The following is a 15,974-nucleotide window of genomic DNA, read 5'->3' on the forward strand; positions in this document are numbered from 1 at the left end:
TTCCGGCGCAATGTTGGCGAGAGTGAAGCACACCACAAACCCTGACCGGGGCCGGTGGGGCGAGGAAAAGTCTCAAGGAGGAGAAGTCTGATGGGTCGGACGTTGTCGGAAAAGGTCTGGGATGCGCACGTCGTGCGCCATGCCGACGGAGAGCCCGACCTCCTCTACATCGATCTTCACCTGGTGCACGAGGTGACCAGTCCGCAGGCCTTCGACGGCCTCCGGCTGGCCGGCCGGCAGGTGCGTCGCCCCGACCTGACGATCGCCACCGAGGACCACAACGTCCCGACCCTGGATGTGGACAAGCCGATCGCCGACCTGGTGTCGCGGACCCAGGTGGACGCGCTGCGCAAGAACGCCGAGGAGTTCGGCATCCGGATCCACACCCTCGGCGACCCGGACCAGGGCGTCGTGCACGTGATCGGCCCGCAGCTCGGCCTGACCCAGCCCGGGATGACCGTGGTCTGCGGTGACAGCCACACCTCCACGCACGGCGCGTTCGGCGCGATCGCCTTCGGCATCGGCACCAGCGAGGTCGAGCACGTGCTCGCCACCCAGACGCTGATGCAGGCCCGGCCGAAGACGATGGCCGTCACCGTCGACGGAGTACTGCCCGACGGTGTCTCGGCCAAGGACCTGGTGCTGTCGCTGATCGCGCAGGTCGGTACCGGTGGCGGCCAGGGCTACATCGTGGAGTACCGCGGTGAGGCGATCCGCGCGCTGTCGATGGAAGCCCGGATGACGATCTGCAACATGTCGATCGAGTGGGGTGCCAAGGCCGGCATGATCGCGCCGGACGAGACGACCTTCGCGTACCTGAAGGACAAGCCGCACGCGCCGCAGGGCCTCGACTGGGAAGCCGCGGTCGAGTACTGGAAGAGCCTGGCGACCGACGAGGACGCCACCTTCGACCGTGAGGTCGTACTGCGGGCCGAGGACGTCGCGCCGTTCGTCACCTGGGGAACCAACCCGGGCCAGGGCGTGCCGCTGTCCGCGAACGTCCCCTCGCCTGACGACTTCGACAACGAGAACGACAAGATCGCCGCGGCCCGCGCGCTGGAGTACATGGGCCTCACCGCCGGTACGCCGCTGCGCGAGGTGCGCGTCGACACGGTGTTCCTCGGGTCCTGCACCAACGGCCGGATCGAGGACCTGCGCGCGGCCGCCGGAGTACTGGCCGGGCGGAAGGTTGCCGACGGCACCAGGATGCTCGTGGTGCCGGGCTCCGGGCGGGTCCTGCTGCAGGCCGAGGCCGAGGGCCTCGACGTGATCTTCAAGGACGCGGGCGCCGAGTGGCGTGGCGCCGGATGCTCGATGTGCCTGGGGATGAACCCGGACCAGTTGGCCCCGGGGGAGCGCAGCGCGTCGACCTCCAACCGGAACTTCGAAGGCCGCCAGGGCAAGGGTGGCCGCACCCACCTGGTGTCGCCTCTGGTCGCCGCCGCCACCGCCGTCACCGGAACCCTCGCTGCACCGGCCGATCTGCCGCCGGTCGAGGTCGCCGTACCCGAGAACGTCTGAGGACAAAGGAATCATGGAAGCCTTCACCCAGCACATCGGCACCGCGGCCCCACTACGGCGCAGCAACGTCGACACCGACCAGATCATCCCCGCGGTCTACCTCAAGCGGGTCACCCGCACCGGTTTCGAGGACGGCCTGTTCGCTGCCTGGCGCAACGATCCCGCCTTCGTCCTGAACCAGCCGCAGTACGAGGGAGTCTCGGTGCTCGTGGCCGGGCCGGACTTCGGCACCGGGTCGTCGCGTGAGCACGCGGTCTGGGCCCTGCTGGACTACGGGTTCCGGGTGGTCGTGTCGTCGCGGTTCGGCGACATCTTCCGGGGCAACTCCGGCAAGGCCGGACTGCTCGCGGCGCTCGTGGAGCAGGACGTGGTCGAGCAGTTGTGGACCGCGGTCGAGAACGACCCGGGTACCAAGGTCACGGTGGACCTGGAGCACAAGACGATCTCGGCCGGTGACGTCTCGGCGCCCTTCGAGATCGACGACTACACCCGCTACCGGCTGCTGAACGGCCTCGACGACGTCGGCATCACCTTGTCGCACGCCGACGACATCACCTCCTACGAGGCCACCCGCCCGTCCTTCAAACCCGCCACCCTCCCCGCCAAGGCCTGACCTCCAAGCTTTCGCTTGCGTCCGAAGAACCGAGGGTCATAGCCCTCAGTTCTTCGGACGTTGTGCCGTGGGGGCAGCGGCGGCGCAGTACCCGGTGGACGGGTGGGGAAACCTCGGCGTAACGAATCGCACATCAACAGCGATAACTCCAGTGTTATCCTTCTGAAGTTGTCAGAACAAGGCCTGCGAGATCTTGGAGGTGAGGCGCGCGATGACCGGCGAACCCTCCAGACATACCGATCTCGCTCGACCTTGAGGCGCTGAATCCTCTTCCAGGTCAGGTCTTCCCGCGCGGATCGCGTCGGACGACCTGCAGCGCGGTGCGCGACGTACGAGTCGCGGGGGTCGGGCAGATGACGCCCACTTCTTCCGCACCTCGCACTTGGAGGACTCATCATGTCCGACCTTCGCCTGCGCACTCTTCGTGCGTTCAGCCGCACCCCCTCGCTTCGCGCCGCCGCGCGCCGGTACGCCGCTGGGCCGGCCGTTCCGGTCCCGGCCGAGCATCAGCCGTCGCTGACCGCGGGGCCGAAACCCAAGGGCCACAGCGTGGTCGACAGCGCGATCTACTGCGACGGCAACCGGGTCGCGTCGCCGGAGTCGCTGGCCGACACCTATCAGGTGCTGCACGAGTCACCGCAAGGCCTTGCCTGGATCGGCCTGTACCGGCCGGACCGGCGTGAGCTCAACTCGCTGGCGCAGGAGTTCGACCTGCACGAGCTGGCCATCGAGGACGCGATCCAGGCCCACCAGCGGCCGAAGCTCGAGCGGTACGGCGACACCCTGTTCGTGGTCCTGAAGGCCGCGCGCTACCGGGACGCGACCGAGGAGGTCGAGTTCGGCGAGGTGCACCTGTTCGTCGGCCCGGACTTCGTGGTGACGGTCCGGCATGCCGAGGCGCCGAACCTGGCCGCCGTACGCCGCCGGGTGGAACGCGATCCCGAGCTGCTCCGCCGGGGCACCGAGGCGGTGCTCTACGCGATCATGGACAAGGTCGTCGACGGGTACGCGCCGGTGGTCGCCGGGCTCGAGAACGATATCGACGAGATCGAGACCGAGGTGTTCCGCGGCGACCCGAAGGTGTCGCGGCGCATCTACGAACTGTCCCGCGAGGTGATCGAGTTCCAGCGCGCGACCCGGCCGCTGATCGGCATGCTCGACTCGTTGCGGGCCGGCTTCGACAAGTACGGCGTGGACGAGGAGCTGCAGCGCTCCCTGCGCGACGTGGCTGACCACGTCACCCAGGTGGTCGAGCGGGTGGACGCGTTCCGCGAACTGCTGCGCGACATCCTGACGGTGAACGCGACGCTGGTCGCCCAGCAGCAGAACGAGGAGATGAAGAGCCTCACGGTCGCCAGCAACGACCAGAACGAAGAGGTGAAACGGATCTCCGCCTGGGCCGCCATTCTGTTCGCGCCGACGTTGATCGGCACCGTCTACGGGATGAACTTCGACTCGATGCCCGAACTGCACTGGCAGTTCGGCTATCCCTTCGCGATCGGCCTGATGGCGATGGTGTGTGGTGGTCTACACCTGATCTTCAAACGCCGCGGCTGGCTCTGATCCCGTTTGCCCCGAGGGCACTGGTGCCCCGAGTCGGAACCTCGACTTGGGGCACTAGTCTTCGAGGCATCGGGAACTTAGTGTCCTGTGTCGGGTGTTGTTTGGCGCTTGCGGCGCCCAGGCACGCACCTCACGGCACTGGCCAACCATCCACGATGCTCCGCATCGAGGACGCTCGTCCAGCACCGCGATGCACGCACCTGACCACCGCAATCACTCAAACAACACCCGACCCAGGACACTTGGAGGTGTGGACACGATGTGGTTGTTCCTGCGGCGAAAGCTGATCATGTGGGCGGTGCTGGCGATCGCCGTGCCGTTGGTGGAGTGGCTGCTCGGCAAGGTGAGTGAGGCGATCCGGGCGAAGAAGGGCGAGAGCACCCTGACCCGTAGCCTCGACACCGCCCAGTCGGGGATTCGCACTCTGCGCGGTGGCAAGCGCCGCTGAACGGTTCGCCGACCGACGCGGCAACGGCGTGGACTGGATCCTCGATCGGCCCGAATGCCTTGGGTCCGGGGGCTTCTTCGATGGCTTCAACGGGGTCATGATGGTGGTTCGGTGACCCCCGAGCGGGGTGTGAACGGGGTCACCGTTGGTCGCCGGTTCGTTGCTCAGCAGGGAATCGGGAACCCGTTCGGGGCCGAATCGAGGTGTTTTATGGCCCAAATCGCCTAAAACAAGGCCGAATTGCCGCGTTGGTGTTTGTGAACTCACCGATGAGTCCATAACGTTCACGGAAGATCGAGCGCTGTGCTCGACGCCTACGTTCACGGAGGGAAGCAGTGAACAAGAGCCAGTTGGTCGAAGCGCTCGCAGTGCACTTCGACGGAAATCGCCGTTCGGCCCAGCACGCCTTGGAGGCGGTGATCGACACCGTCGAGCGCGAGCTGACCAAGAAGGGCGGCAAGGTCGCCATCACCGGGTTCGGTGCCTTCGAGGCCATCGAGCGCGGTGCCCGGATGGTCCGCAACCCGCGGACCGGCGAGACCAAGCGTGCCAAGAAGACCGTGGTTCCGAAGTTCCGCGCGGGTGCGGAGCTGAAGGCCGTTGTCTCCGGGGCCAAGAAGCTGCCGAAGCTGGTGGTGCCGAAGGCGGCCACCGCCACCAAGGCAGCCGCTCCGGCCAAGAAGGCCGCGCCGGTCAAGGCCGCCGCGACCAAGACCGCCGCCAAGAAGGCGCCGGCCAAGGCCGCTGCCACCAAGACGGTCGCGAAGAAGGCCCCCGCCAAGAAGGCTCCGGCCAAGGCGGTCGCCAAGAAGACCGTGGCCAAGAAGGCTCCGGCCAAGACCGTCGCCAAGAAGGCGCCGGCCAAGAAGGCCCCCGCCAAGAAGGCTCCGGTCAAGCGCGCAGCAGCTCGCTGACCTGAAGCACTGCAGCACCAGCAACACCAGCGAAGGCCGGTCACCCCACCCCAGGGGCGACCGGCCTTCGCCGTGTCAGGAAGCTGTGTCAGGAAGCTGTGTCGGGAAGCCGTGTCAGGAAGTAGGTGTCCGCGGCAACATCAGGTCTATGCCACACAGCCGTATCAGGGCAGGGTGATGAAGTGGATCTCGGTGATCGCGACCGAGGCGCCGGAGCCGGTGGTGGTGATGCGGACCCGCTGCCCGAGCCGGAGCAGCCGGACCGGGGTGTGTGCGACAGCCTCCGCTGTGAAAGGGAGTTCGACGCCGCGGTCGGTCAACACCGTGCCCGAGGCTGTCTCGGCGTCGTACCGGCTCACTGTGGCTTGCATGACGTCACGTTAACCGATGATCAGCAGGCGAGTCCCTCGGAGCCGGTCGCGGCCCCCAGGACAAGCGACATCACGTCGGCCGTGCTCGGTCCGACTCCCAGCTGTACTGCGTGGGCGAGATCTGCCGCCGTGTCGACGTCCCGGCGTACCGACTCGATCCCCGCAAGCTCAATCGGTACTGCGCCCGACGCCTGGTGAGCCAAGGCGGAACCCACCCCGAAGCGCGGGTCCAACGCGATCCCCGGCGCGGCGGCGAGCATCGTAGTACCGGTGCCTGGCAGGTCGATCACGAAGCTTCGGTCCGCAGTGCAGGCAGCCAGGGCGAGGGTCAGCTCGGCCGGCCGGAGTGCGGGTAGGTCTGCAGACAGCGCGACCACGCCGGAGCCGGGGAACTCGGCTGCAGCGACGGCAGCGCCGTGCTCCAGCGCTTCGTTGAGCCCTGCGGCCGGGAGGTCCGGTACGACGCGTGCGCCGACCGCTGTGACGTCCGCCGAGACCACTGGATCATCGGTGACCACCAGGACGGCCCGGACGAGGGGAGACTCCAGTGCTGCCGCAGTAGTGTCGACTGCGAAGGCATGGGCGAGCTCCGGACGGTGCTGCGGGTAGGCGGCAGCAAGCCGGCTCTTCGCGATCGCCGTACGCTTCACCGGGATCACCAGGGTCCAGGGAGCGACCTGTAGGTCTGCCATCAGGCAGGATTCTCCCATGACGTACGGCAGTGACGAGCACCAGGAGGCAGTAGTGAACGGCCAGCGCACAGCCGAGGGGCCCCGGCCGCGTCGGGGTTTCTGGTTCGGCCTGGTGGTGGCCATCGTCAAACCGTTCATGCTGATCTTCACCAAGCAGGACTTCCGGGGCCGCGAGAACGTGCCGCGGACCGGCGGCATGGTGTTCGTCACGAACCACATCTCGCACTTCGACCCGTTCGTGCTCGGCTTCTACATCTGGGAGTGCCGGCGGATCCCGCGACTGCTCGGCAAGGCGTCGTTGTTCAAGCTGCCGATCGTCGGCCGGATCATCACCAGCGCCGGCCAGATCCCCGTGTACCGCGACTCGGCCGAGGCCGCCGACGCCTTCCGGGCCGCCGTCGCCGCCGTGGAGAAGGGTGAGTGCGTCGGCGTCTACCCCGAGGGCACCATCACCCGCGACCCCGAGGGCTGGCCGATGACCGGCAAGACGGGCGCCGCCCGGATCGCCCTGTTGACCGGCTGCCCGGTGATCCCGATCGCGAACTGGGGCGCGCAGGAGGTCTTCGCGTCGTACGGCAGTCTGAGGATCCGGTTGCTGCCCCGCAAGACGATGCGGGTGATCGCCGGCGAGCCGGTCGACCTGAGCGCGTTCGAGGGCCAGCCGATCACCAACCAGCTGTTGCACGAGGCAACCGAGGTGATCATGCACCGGGTCGCCGACGAGCTCGGAGTACTGCGTGCGGAAGCTCCGCCCAAGGAGTTGTTCGACCTGCGCAAGCATCAGGCGATGCAGCAGGCCGAGGCGGATGGGAAGGCCGAGGCGGATGAGAAGAACCGTGCGGCCGGCACCGACTCTGCTGGTGATCGTGAGCGGGCGGCCGGGACTGACGGCGCCGGGAACCGTGAGGATGAGGAGACTCGATGACAAAAGTTGCGGTGTTCGGCGCGGGGTCCTGGGGGACCGCCTTCGCCACGGTGCTCGCCCAGGCCGGTAACCAGGTGTCCGTCTGGGGCCGCCGTGAATCGCTCTGCGAAGTGATCAACACGCGGCACGAGAACCCGGACTACCTGCCCGGCCTGCGACTGCCGGACGCGATCACCGCAACCCACGACCCGGCCGCCGCGGCCGACGGCGCCGAGGCGATCGTGCTCGCGGTGACCAGCCAGTCGCTGCGCGAGAACCTGTCCGACTGGGCCGCGCTGATGCCACCCGCCGCACCGCTGGTGAGCCTGATGAAGGGCGTCGAGCTCGGTACGACGAAACGCATGAGCGAGGTGATCGCCGAGCTCACCGGCGCCGGCCCCGAACGGATCGCCGCCGTCTCCGGCCCCAACCTGGCCCGCGAGATCGCCGAGGGCCAACCTGCCGCCGCGGTGATCGCCTGCGTAGACGAGGGCACCGCCCACCGGCTGCAGAAGCTGTGCCACTCGCCGACGTTCCGCCCGTACACGAACACCGACGTGATCGGCGTCGAGCTCGGTGGCGCCACCAAGAACGTGATCGCACTTGCCGTCGGGATGGCCGTCGGCCTGGGCTTCGGCGACAACGCCCGGGCCTCGTTGATCACCCGCGGTCTTGCGGAGACGGCGCGGCTCGGCGCAGTACTGGGCGCAGACGAGCACACCTTCTCCGGCCTCGCCGGCCTGGGTGACCTTGTCGCGACTTGCTCGTCCCCGCTGTCCCGGAACCGCACGTTCGGCGAGAAGCTCGGCCAGGGCATGAGCGTCGCCGAGATCGCCGGTGCGACCCGTCAGGTCGCCGAAGGCGTCAAGTCCTGCTCGTCCATCAGCGAACTGGCCCACCACCACGACGTGGAGATGCCCATCGCCGAACACGTCACCAAGGTCGTGGCCGGCGAGATGACCCCCAAGGACATGCTCGTCAGCCTCATCTCCAGATCCGCCAAGTCCGAACGCTGGGGCTGACCCACGCGCGGCCTGCCCGTGAACTCAGAGGCCGAGGGTGTGGTGCAGGACCATGGTGGCGGCGCCTCGGACCGCGGCCTGCCGGCCGGTGCGGGAGGCGACCACCTGGAGCTCGGTTGTGGCCAGGGGCAAGGATCTGGCATAGATCGCTTCGCGGATGCCGGCCAGGAGGCTGTCGCCGGCCTGGGAGAGGGAACCTCCGATGACGATGACGGAGGGGTTCAGCAGACTCACGCAGGCCGCGAGGACGGTGCCGATCTCGCGACCGGCTTGGCGGACGGCCTGGGTCGCGGTGGTGTTGCCGGCCCGGACCAGGTCGACCACGTCCTGGCTGGTCTCCGCCTTCAGTCCTTCGGCTCGTAGGTTGGCCGCGATCGCCGCTGCCGACGCGACCGCCTCGAGGCAGCCCGTGTTGCCGCAGCGGCACAGCTCGGTGTGACCCGGCGCCTGGATGTGCCCGATGTCGCCCGCTGCGCCCTGCGCGCCACGATGCAGCCGGCCACCGCTGATCACCCCGGCACCGATGCCCGTGGCAACTTTGACGAAGAGCAGATGCTCGACCTCGGAGTACTGCGTGGCGTGCTCGCCGAGCGCCATCATGTTCACGTCGTTGTCGACCAGCACCGGCCCGGGGAACTCCGCCGACAGGTGACCGACGACGTCGTACGAGTCCCAGCCCGGCATGATCGGTGGGTGGTTGGGGCGTCCGGTCGAATGTTCGACCGGGCCGGGGAGCCCGACTCCTGTGCCGGCGAGTTTCGTCGTCGTGCTGCCGGTCGCGGCGAGCAATGAGCGGCCGTGCTCGGCGATCGCGCCGAGCACGATCTCCGGGCCGTCGGCGATGTTCTGCGGGACCGTGATGCTGTCGAGGATCTGCCCGGTCAGGTCGGCGAGCGCGACCGACAGATGGGTCGCGCCGACATCCGCGGCGAGCACCAACCTCGCCGCCGGGTTGAACCTGAACCGCGCCGGGGGCCGCCCGCCCGTCGACGCCGCCTCGCCGTACGGCTGGACGAACTCCATTGCGACAAGAGTTTCCAGCCGCCCGGTGACCGTCGATCTGGCCAGCCCGGTGAGGTCCATCAACTCGGTCCGCGTCCGCGGTTGGCCGTCGAGGAGCAGACGCAGTACAGGGCCCGCGTCCGCGGCCGTAGTACTGAGATCTTCTGCCACGAGACTTCCGCCGATCGGTGCTGGACTTTTGTTTGACAGGAATCGGAAGTGTGGCATAGCGTCCCGGTCATGTCCACCACAGCGCGCAAGCTCAGAGTCGGGATCGTCGGTGGCGGCTTCATGGGCCGCGTGCACGGCCGGTCTGCCCTGGTCGCCGGCGCGCAGGTCGTCGGCGCCGTCGGCTCGAGTCCGGATCGCGCGGAGGCCGCCGCGGCGGCGACCGGCGCCGAGCGTGGATTCGCCACCTTGGAAGAGTTGCTCGCCGCAGACCTCGATCTGGTCCACGTCTGTACTCCGAACAACACGCATCTGCCGGTGACCTTGCAAGCGCTCGAAGCGGGCAAGCACGTCATCTGCGAGAAGCCGCTGGCGACCTCTGCCAAGGACGCGATCGGGTTGCACGCGGCCGCGCAGGAAGCCGGGCGGGTGGCGACGGTGCCGTTCGTCTATCGCTACCACCCGATGGTCCGGGAGTTGCGGACCAGGATCGCGGAGGGCGAGGCCGGCCAGATCACCAGCCTGCACGGCAGCTACCTGCAGGATTGGCTCGCGGGTGAGAACGACCAGAACTGGCGCGTCGACGACGTGGCCGGGGGACCGTCCCGGACCTTCGCGGACATCGGCTCGCACTGGTGCGACCTGACCGAGTTCGTCACCGGTGACCGGATCGCCGACGTCAGCGCGCAGACCCGCACCGTGCGCGCGACCCGCGGCGGCGTCGAGGTGCGGACCGAGGATCTCGCCACCGCCCAGTTCCGTACCGCGGCCGGCGTCGTCGGCACGGTGGTCGTGAGCCAGGTCGCCGCCGGGCGGAAGAACCGCCTTTATCTGGAGGTCTCCGGGACCGAGTCGAGCTTCGGCTTCGACCAGGAAGACCCGGACCGCCTCTGGGTCGGCCGGCGCGCGGCGAACCTGCTGCTGACGCGCGACCCGGAGACGCTGAGCCCGCCTGCCGCCCGGGTGAACCGGCTGCCGGCCGGTCACGCCCAGGGATACCAGGACGCGTTCGACTCGTTCGTTGCCGATACCTATGCGGCCGCGCTGGACGGCGATCATCCGGACGGACTGCCGGACTTCGCCGCAGGTGCCCGTTCTGCCCAGCTCGTAGACGCCGTCCTGCGGTCCGCCGCAGCGGATGGTGCCTGGACCACTGTCGAGAACTGAACCCCGAGGAGTCTGCGCATGCCACGCCCGATCACCCTGTTCACCGGCCAGTGGGCCGACCTGCCGTTCGAAGAGGTCTGCAGCCTGGCGTCATCCTGGGGCTACGACGGCGTCGAGATCGCCTGCTCGGGCGACCACTTCGACGTCCAGCAGGCCATCGACGACGACACCTACATCGCCGGCCGCAAGGAGATCCTCGAGCGGCACGGCCTGCAGGTCTTCGCGATCTCGAACCACCTGGTCGGCCAGGCGGTCTGCGACAACCCGATCGACTTCCGGCACCAGGCGATCGTGCCGTCCCGCGTCTGGGGCGACGGCGACGCCGAGGGTGTTCGGCAGCGCGCCGCCGAGGACCTGAAGAACACCGCCCGCGCCGCGGCGAAGCTCGGGGTCGACACGGTGATCGGCTTCACCGGCTCCTCGATCTGGCAGTACGTCGCGATGTTCCCGCCGGTGCCGGCCGAGCGGATCGAGGCGGGATACCAGGACTTCGCCGACCGGTGGAACCCGATCCTCGACGTGTTCGACGAGGTCGGCGTGCGGTTCGCGCACGAGGTGCACCCGTCGGAGATCGCGTACGACTACTGGACCACCACCCTCACCCTCGAGGCGATCGGTCACCGCGAGGCGTTCGGGCTGAACTGGGACCCGAGCCACATGGTCTGGCAGGACATCGACCCGGTCGCCTTCCTGTGGGACTTCAAGGACCGGATCTACCATGTCGACTGCAAGGACACCCGGATGCGGGTCGGCGGCGGCCGCAACGGCCGGCTCGGCTCCCACCTGCCGTGGGGCGACCCGCGGCGCGGCTGGGACTTCTACTCGACCGGCCACGGTGACGTGAACTGGGAGGACTGCTTCCGCGTCCTGAACGCGATCGGCTACGACGGGCCGATCTCGGTCGAGTGGGAGGACGCCGGCATGGAACGCAAGGTCGGCGCCGCCGAAGCAGTCGACGTCATCCGCAAACTGGCCTTCGACAAGCCGGAAGCCTCCTTCGACGCCGCCTTCGCCACCGACAAGTAACCCCACGCACCAGTGCCGCCAACGAACTCGTCCGTCCCGGCCTCCCGCCGGCCGGACGAGTTCGTCATTCCCAGCGGCCCTCGGGCTCCCCAGATCCGCGGTGAGGGGCTAGGGGCAAAGCCGGTTAGTTAGGTGGTTTGGTGCGTTGTCAAGGCGGTGGGTTGTGGATGTCGATGCTGATGGTGGCTTGGTAGGTGGTGCGGTTGATGTTGGGTCCTTTGGCGGGGTATCTGGACATGGCTCGTTTGACGGCGCGGGGGCCGAGGCGGGTTCGGCGGGTGGGGAGGAGGTTGGCCAGGACGAGTCGGCCGATCTGGCCGACGAGGTCGATGACGGTGTCGGCGATGACGCCGGTGGCTTGGACGACTTGGTCGCGGGCGGCGTTGAGGGCGGTGGTGAAGCTGGCTCGGTCGGGGTCGGTGCCGGGGCGGGTGTCGGTGGCATCGGTCATGGCTTGGCGCAGGAGCTGGTAGGTGACCAGCAGGGCGTAGACCTCTTGGGTGATGCCGGTCGGGGTGCGGGCGCGCAGGACGTGTCCGCCGAGGATGGTGGATTTGATTTCCAGGTAGGCGGTCTCGATTTCCCAGCGTTGGTGGTAGAGCGTGACCAGGTCGAACGCCGGGTAGGTGTGCGGGTCGAGCAGGGTGGTGATGAGCCGGTAGGTGCCGGTGCGGGTGCCGTTCGAGGTGGCGATGGTGATCTCGGCCTCGATCACGCGGATCGCAGTGCCGTTCCACATCGACTGGTAGGACCCGTCGCGGTGGCGGTGCAGGGTGGGGAGTTTGCGGTTGGCTTTGCAGCGGATCAGTAGGTGGGCGCCGGTGGTGGTGATCGCGGTGATGATGGTCTGGGCGGCGAAGCCCCGGTCGGCCAGCACGATCATCCCGGTCCTCAGGCAGCGGGCCAGCAGCGGTGGAGCGTAAGTGGTTTCCCCGATCAGGGCCGAGCCGAACGTCGCGTCGAGGATGGTGCGGGTGCCGCAGCAGACCACGGCCAGGAGCCGGAGCAGCGGGTACCCCGAGCCGCCGTTGCCGCCGGCCTGTTTGGTGAACACGCCCAGATTGGCGGCGGTGTCGGGCACCGTCATCGTGGTGCCGTCGATCGCGGTGACCAGCAGCCCTCGCCACCGCACCCCACCCGTGGCGGTCGTCGCGGCCGGGCCACGGACCAGGTCGAACAAGGCTTTCAAGGGTGTGGCACCGAGCCGCTGCCGGGCCTGGGTCAACGCCGCCGCGGTCGGCGCGGCCACGGCCAGGCCGTGCAGGCCGGCCACCAGCCGGTGCCACACCTGGCCATAGCCGCGATCGGTGAACAGGCACCCGGCCAGGACCAGATAGACCACGACCCGAGCCGGTAGATCGCGCACCCTGGCCTGGGTCCTGCGAGTCTCGGCGAGGACCTCATCGACCATCTCGAACGGGATGAACCGGGTCAACTCGCCCAGATGACCCGGCGCGAACGCACCCTCGGCCACCCTGATCGTGCGAGTACCTGGGCCACCGCCAACAACCACCAGCAACCCCTCACCTCCCCCACCTGGCGAGAGCACTATCTAGAAGCCACCGGCCCCGACAACTCCCCCTGGCTGATCGAGCTCCAACTAGAACTCCCCTAGCCCCAAAGCCGGTTAGTTAGGCGGGTTGGGGTGCTGTCAAGGGCGTGTTGAACATGGAGCAGCGGAGCTCCTTGGGTAGACAGGTTTGTCCTCGCGAGACAACCAGCTACCGGAGGGGCTCCGCTGTCTGATCAGTCTGCTAGGGCTTGGTAGGCGGTGGAGATTGTTGCCATGGGGCCCTGGTGGACGGTTGAGGCTACTTGGGTGGATGGGAGCGTGTGAGGTTCTAGGCCGGGCACTGAGCCGTTGGGGACGGTGTAGCCGGCGGTGATGTGGACTTCAGGGGTGTCGGGGTCGGGGACGTAGTGGGCGATCGGGGTGGTTCGGTCGGCGCCGGCGGCATCCATGTGGTCGATGACTTGACCGAACAGGGACTGGACGACGGCGCCGGTGCTCTGACGGCTGGCGTCCGGGGCGGTTGCCGTGAGGCCGGCGATGGTGAAGGCGTCGCTCTGCTTGGTGGTGATCTGGGCGTTCACGTGGTTCTCCTGCTCGATCAGTCGGAGTCTCGCGGTCACCCGGTCCAGGACGTGCAGGTCGTGGCGGACCTGACGTTCGAGCTCGGCCCGGCGGAGGCGCAGCATGCCTTGCATCTGCGCGGAGTCCACGCCTTCAATTAGCAGTACGCCGACCTCCTCCAGGCTGAAGCCGAGTCCCTTGAGTGCGACCAGGCGATTGAGCACGGGAAGCTGCGCGACATCGTACGAGCGGCGGCCGGTGTGGGGGTCGACGTGGGCGGGGCTGAGGAGCCCGATGGCGTCGTAGTGCCGCAATCTGCGCGTCGACACACCACCGAGGCGAGCGAATTCTCCGATGTTGATCATGACCCCTTCACTCTCCGGCTTCACACAGTGTCAACTGCAACCCCTGGAAATCTCAGGAGGCCGCCGAGTGATGTCGAAAGGCGACGAGTGGGTTCGTACCAAGGGTGAAGGGTTCCCTAGGTGAGGAGTACGGCGATGTCGCAGGTTCTGGTGGACGGTTTGGGCTACGGGGAGTCGGCGCGCTGGCATGACGGGAGGTTGTGGCTGGCGAACTGGGGGGCCGGCGAGGTGCTCGCGGTCGGTCTCGACGGTGCGCGTGAGGTGATGGCGACCGTGCCGCCCGAGACCATCCCGTTCTCGATCGACTGGTCGGCCGACGGGACGTTGCTGGTGATCGCGGGTTCGAGGTTGCTGCGGCAGGAGGACGACGGGTCGCTCGGTACGGCGGCCGACCTGAGCGGGATCGCGGAACTGTTCAACGAGATCGTGGTCGACCCGCGCGGCAACACCTATCTGAACGGCGGCAGCCTGGACTTCAGCAAGCCCGGGGTGATCGCTGTCGTGGCGCCGGACGGATCCGCCCGGGAGGTTGCTGACGGCATCGAGTTCGGGAACGGGATGGCGGTGACGGCGGACGGGTCGACGCTGATCGTCGCGGAGTCGTTCGCGTGCCGGTTGACCGCGTTCGACCTCGGATCCGACGGCGGGCTGTCGAACCGGCGGGTCTGGGCCGACCTCGGGGACGGGCATCCGGACGGGATCTGCCTCGATGCCGAAGGCGCCGTCTGGTACGCCGATGTGCCGAACCAGCGCTGTGTTCGAGTCAGCGAAGGTGGTGAGGTCCTCCAGACGGTCGACCTCGACCGCGGCGCCTTCTCCTGCATGCTCGGAGGACCTGACGGCGACACTCTGTTCATCCTTGCGGCCCAGTGGAACGGCTTCGAGAACATGCGGCTCACCGACCGCACCGGCAAACTCCTCACCACCCAGGTCCAAACTCCCCACGCCGGCCACCCCTAGCCACCATCAGTTCGGTGGAGCTACCTGGGTTCGCGGGCGCAGTACCGGGGCTAGGACTGCTATGCCGCAGGTCAGGAGAGTGACGACCATGAAGGAGACGGTGAGGTTGGTCGCTTGGGCAATGCCGCCGATGACGGAGGGGGCGATCAGGCCTGACGTGTAGGTGACGGTGGCGACGCCGGCGATGGCCTGACTCGGGTTGGGGCCGGCGTGGCCTGCGGCGGCGAAGGCGAGGGGGACGACAACGGCGACGCCGAGACCGAGCAGGCCGAAGCCCGCCATCGCGACCAGCGGATGCTGCGCGAGCACGACCAGGAGTCCACCCGAGGCGGCAACGACTCCGCTCACCCGAACCGTGCGAACGGCTCCCCATCGATCCACCACGGCGTCTCCGACGAGCCGGGCGACGGCCATCGTCAGCGCGAAGCCGGTAGTCGCGGCGGCGGCGACGCCGGCCGAAGTGGTGAGCACGTCCTGGAGATACACCGCCGACCAGTCCAGGCTCGCGCCCTCGGCGAAGACCGCGCAGAAGCCGACCGCACCGATCAGCCACGCCGACTTCGGCGGCAACGCGAATCGTGGCGGTGCCTCCACATCGTCCGCCGGGTACAGATCGAGCACGTAGTGGCAGGCGCCCACGCCGATCAGGGTGAGTACGACGGCCGCGACCACGTGGTGAACCTGGGCACTGACGTCCAGATGCGCGGCGATCGTGCCGACACCCGCGCCGATCAGAGCGCCCACGCTCCACAGTCCGTGCAGCCCGGACATGATCGACCGCTCCATCCGCCGCTCGATCTCGACGCCGAGCGCGTTCATCGCGACATCGGCCATCCCGGCAGCGGCGCCGTAGACGAACAACGCGGCACACAACAGCGGCAGGTTCGGGGCGAAGGACGGCAGGATCAGGCACATCGTCCACAGCGCGATCAGCCCGCGGAGGGCGTTCCGACTGCCGAAGCGGTGGCTGATCCGCGCGGCCAGCGGCATCGCGAGCGACGCCCCGATCGCGGGGAACGCGAGCGCGACACCGAGCTGGCCCGGACTCGCCGAGGCGTGGTCCTGGATCCACGGCACCCGGGTCGCGAACGACCCCGTCACCGCTCCGTGCACGCAGAACACCACACCCACGGCGTACCGCGACCGTCGCACCTCGTCGACCAC

General features: G+C 68.2%; 17 protein-coding genes. 11 read left to right on the forward strand and 6 right to left on the reverse strand.

All coding sequences use genetic code 11. From position 1 onward, the window contains the following. Positions 1-90: 90 nt before the first annotated feature. The 5 genes from leuC (at position 91) to ACFPJ1_RS15220 (ending at position 5,059) form a co-directional block, all read left to right on the forward strand. Positions 91-1,521, forward strand: coding sequence for a 3-isopropylmalate dehydratase large subunit (gene leuC, locus ACFPJ1_RS15200; RefSeq protein WP_380104262.1), 1,431 nt, complete (start codon positions 91-93; stop codon positions 1,519-1,521). A gap of 13 nt (positions 1,522-1,534) precedes the next feature. Next, positions 1,535-2,134: a 3-isopropylmalate dehydratase small subunit gene (gene leuD / locus ACFPJ1_RS15205; protein WP_380104264.1), complete on the forward strand. Its 600-nt coding sequence runs from the start codon at positions 1,535-1,537 to the stop codon at positions 2,132-2,134. Positions 2,135-2,530: 396 nt separating this feature from the next. Further along, a complete protein-coding gene (gene corA / locus ACFPJ1_RS15210; RefSeq protein WP_380104266.1) occupies positions 2,531-3,697 on the forward strand; it encodes a magnesium/cobalt transporter CorA in 1,167 nt (388 codons plus the stop codon). 259 nt (positions 3,698-3,956) lie between these two features. Continuing rightward, a complete protein-coding gene (locus ACFPJ1_RS15215; RefSeq protein ID WP_380104343.1) occupies positions 3,957-4,145 on the forward strand; it encodes a hypothetical protein in 189 nt (62 codons plus the stop codon). A gap of 335 nt (positions 4,146-4,480) precedes the next feature. Further along, the gene (locus tag ACFPJ1_RS15220; RefSeq protein ID WP_380104268.1) at positions 4,481-5,059 is read left to right on the forward strand and encodes an HU family DNA-binding protein; all 579 of its coding nucleotides are present in this window, start codon (positions 4,481-4,483) and stop codon (positions 5,057-5,059) included. A gap of 164 nt (positions 5,060-5,223) precedes the next feature. Here ACFPJ1_RS15220 and ACFPJ1_RS15225 read toward each other — a convergent pair whose 3' ends face one another. Beyond that, entirely contained in the window at positions 5,224-5,430 is a 207-nt protein-coding gene (locus ACFPJ1_RS15225; protein ID WP_380104270.1) for a hypothetical protein, read from the reverse strand. A 20-nt stretch (positions 5,431-5,450) separates the two neighbouring features. After that, on the reverse strand, positions 5,451-6,122 hold the full coding sequence (gene cofC / locus ACFPJ1_RS15230; protein WP_380104272.1) for a 2-phospho-L-lactate guanylyltransferase: 672 nt from the start codon (positions 6,120-6,122) through the stop codon (positions 5,451-5,453). Positions 6,123-6,138: 16 nt separating this feature from the next. Between cofC and ACFPJ1_RS15235 the strand changes: the two genes are divergently transcribed. Next, entirely contained in the window at positions 6,139-7,047 is a 909-nt protein-coding gene (locus ACFPJ1_RS15235) for a lysophospholipid acyltransferase family protein (RefSeq protein WP_380104274.1), read from the forward strand. Next, entirely contained in the window at positions 7,044-8,048 is a 1,005-nt protein-coding gene (locus tag ACFPJ1_RS15240; RefSeq protein ID WP_132191392.1) for an NAD(P)H-dependent glycerol-3-phosphate dehydrogenase, read from the forward strand. Before ACFPJ1_RS15235 ends, ACFPJ1_RS15240 begins: the two co-directional genes overlap by 4 nt. 24 nt (positions 8,049-8,072) lie before the next feature. Here ACFPJ1_RS15240 and ACFPJ1_RS15245 read toward each other — a convergent pair whose 3' ends face one another. Beyond that, positions 8,073-9,221 (reverse strand): ROK family transcriptional regulator, encoded by a 1,149-nt coding sequence (locus ACFPJ1_RS15245; RefSeq protein ID WP_380104277.1) that lies wholly within the window; start codon positions 9,219-9,221, stop codon positions 8,073-8,075. Positions 9,222-9,290: 69 nt separating this feature from the next. On the opposite strand from ACFPJ1_RS15245, the gene ACFPJ1_RS15250 reads away from it, so the two are divergent. Both ACFPJ1_RS15250 and ACFPJ1_RS15255 read left to right on the forward strand, forming a co-directional pair. Continuing rightward, positions 9,291-10,385 carry a Gfo/Idh/MocA family protein gene (locus ACFPJ1_RS15250; RefSeq protein WP_380104279.1) on the forward strand — a complete coding sequence of 365 codons (1,095 nt, stop codon included), beginning with the start codon at positions 9,291-9,293 and terminating at the stop codon, positions 10,383-10,385. An 18-nt stretch (positions 10,386-10,403) separates the two neighbouring features. After that, on the forward strand, positions 10,404-11,411 hold the full coding sequence (locus ACFPJ1_RS15255) for a sugar phosphate isomerase/epimerase family protein (RefSeq protein ID WP_132298708.1): 1,008 nt from the start codon (positions 10,404-10,406) through the stop codon (positions 11,409-11,411). Positions 11,412-11,559: 148 nt separating this feature from the next. Here ACFPJ1_RS15255 and ACFPJ1_RS15260 read toward each other — a convergent pair whose 3' ends face one another. Continuing rightward, complete coding sequence (locus tag ACFPJ1_RS15260; RefSeq protein WP_380104282.1) at positions 11,560-12,846, reverse strand: IS4 family transposase; 1,287 nt, start codon at positions 12,844-12,846, stop codon at positions 11,560-11,562. Between the two features lie 9 nt (positions 12,847-12,855). Here ACFPJ1_RS15260 and ACFPJ1_RS15265 point away from each other — a divergent pair, with 9 nt between their 5' ends. Further along, positions 12,856-13,026, forward strand: coding sequence for a hypothetical protein (locus ACFPJ1_RS15265; RefSeq protein ID WP_380104284.1), 171 nt, complete (start codon positions 12,856-12,858; stop codon positions 13,024-13,026). 131 nt (positions 13,027-13,157) lie between these two features. On the opposite strand, the gene ACFPJ1_RS15270 is transcribed toward ACFPJ1_RS15265, so the two are convergent. Then, positions 13,158-13,850 (reverse strand): MerR family transcriptional regulator, encoded by a 693-nt coding sequence (locus ACFPJ1_RS15270; protein ID WP_380104286.1) that lies wholly within the window; start codon positions 13,848-13,850, stop codon positions 13,158-13,160. A 135-nt stretch (positions 13,851-13,985) separates the two neighbouring features. Between ACFPJ1_RS15270 and ACFPJ1_RS15275 the strand changes: the two genes are divergently transcribed. Continuing rightward, complete coding sequence (locus tag ACFPJ1_RS15275) at positions 13,986-14,810, forward strand: SMP-30/gluconolactonase/LRE family protein (RefSeq protein WP_380104287.1); 825 nt, start codon at positions 13,986-13,988, stop codon at positions 14,808-14,810. Positions 14,811-14,816: 6 nt separating this feature from the next. Here ACFPJ1_RS15275 and ACFPJ1_RS15280 read toward each other — a convergent pair whose 3' ends face one another. After that, a complete protein-coding gene (locus ACFPJ1_RS15280; protein ID WP_380104288.1) occupies positions 14,817-15,974 on the reverse strand; it encodes an MFS transporter in 1,158 nt (385 codons plus the stop codon).

Source organism: Kribbella qitaiheensis (assembly GCF_042657745.1).
GTDB lineage: Bacteria > Actinomycetota > Actinomycetes > Propionibacteriales > Kribbellaceae > Kribbella > Kribbella qitaiheensis.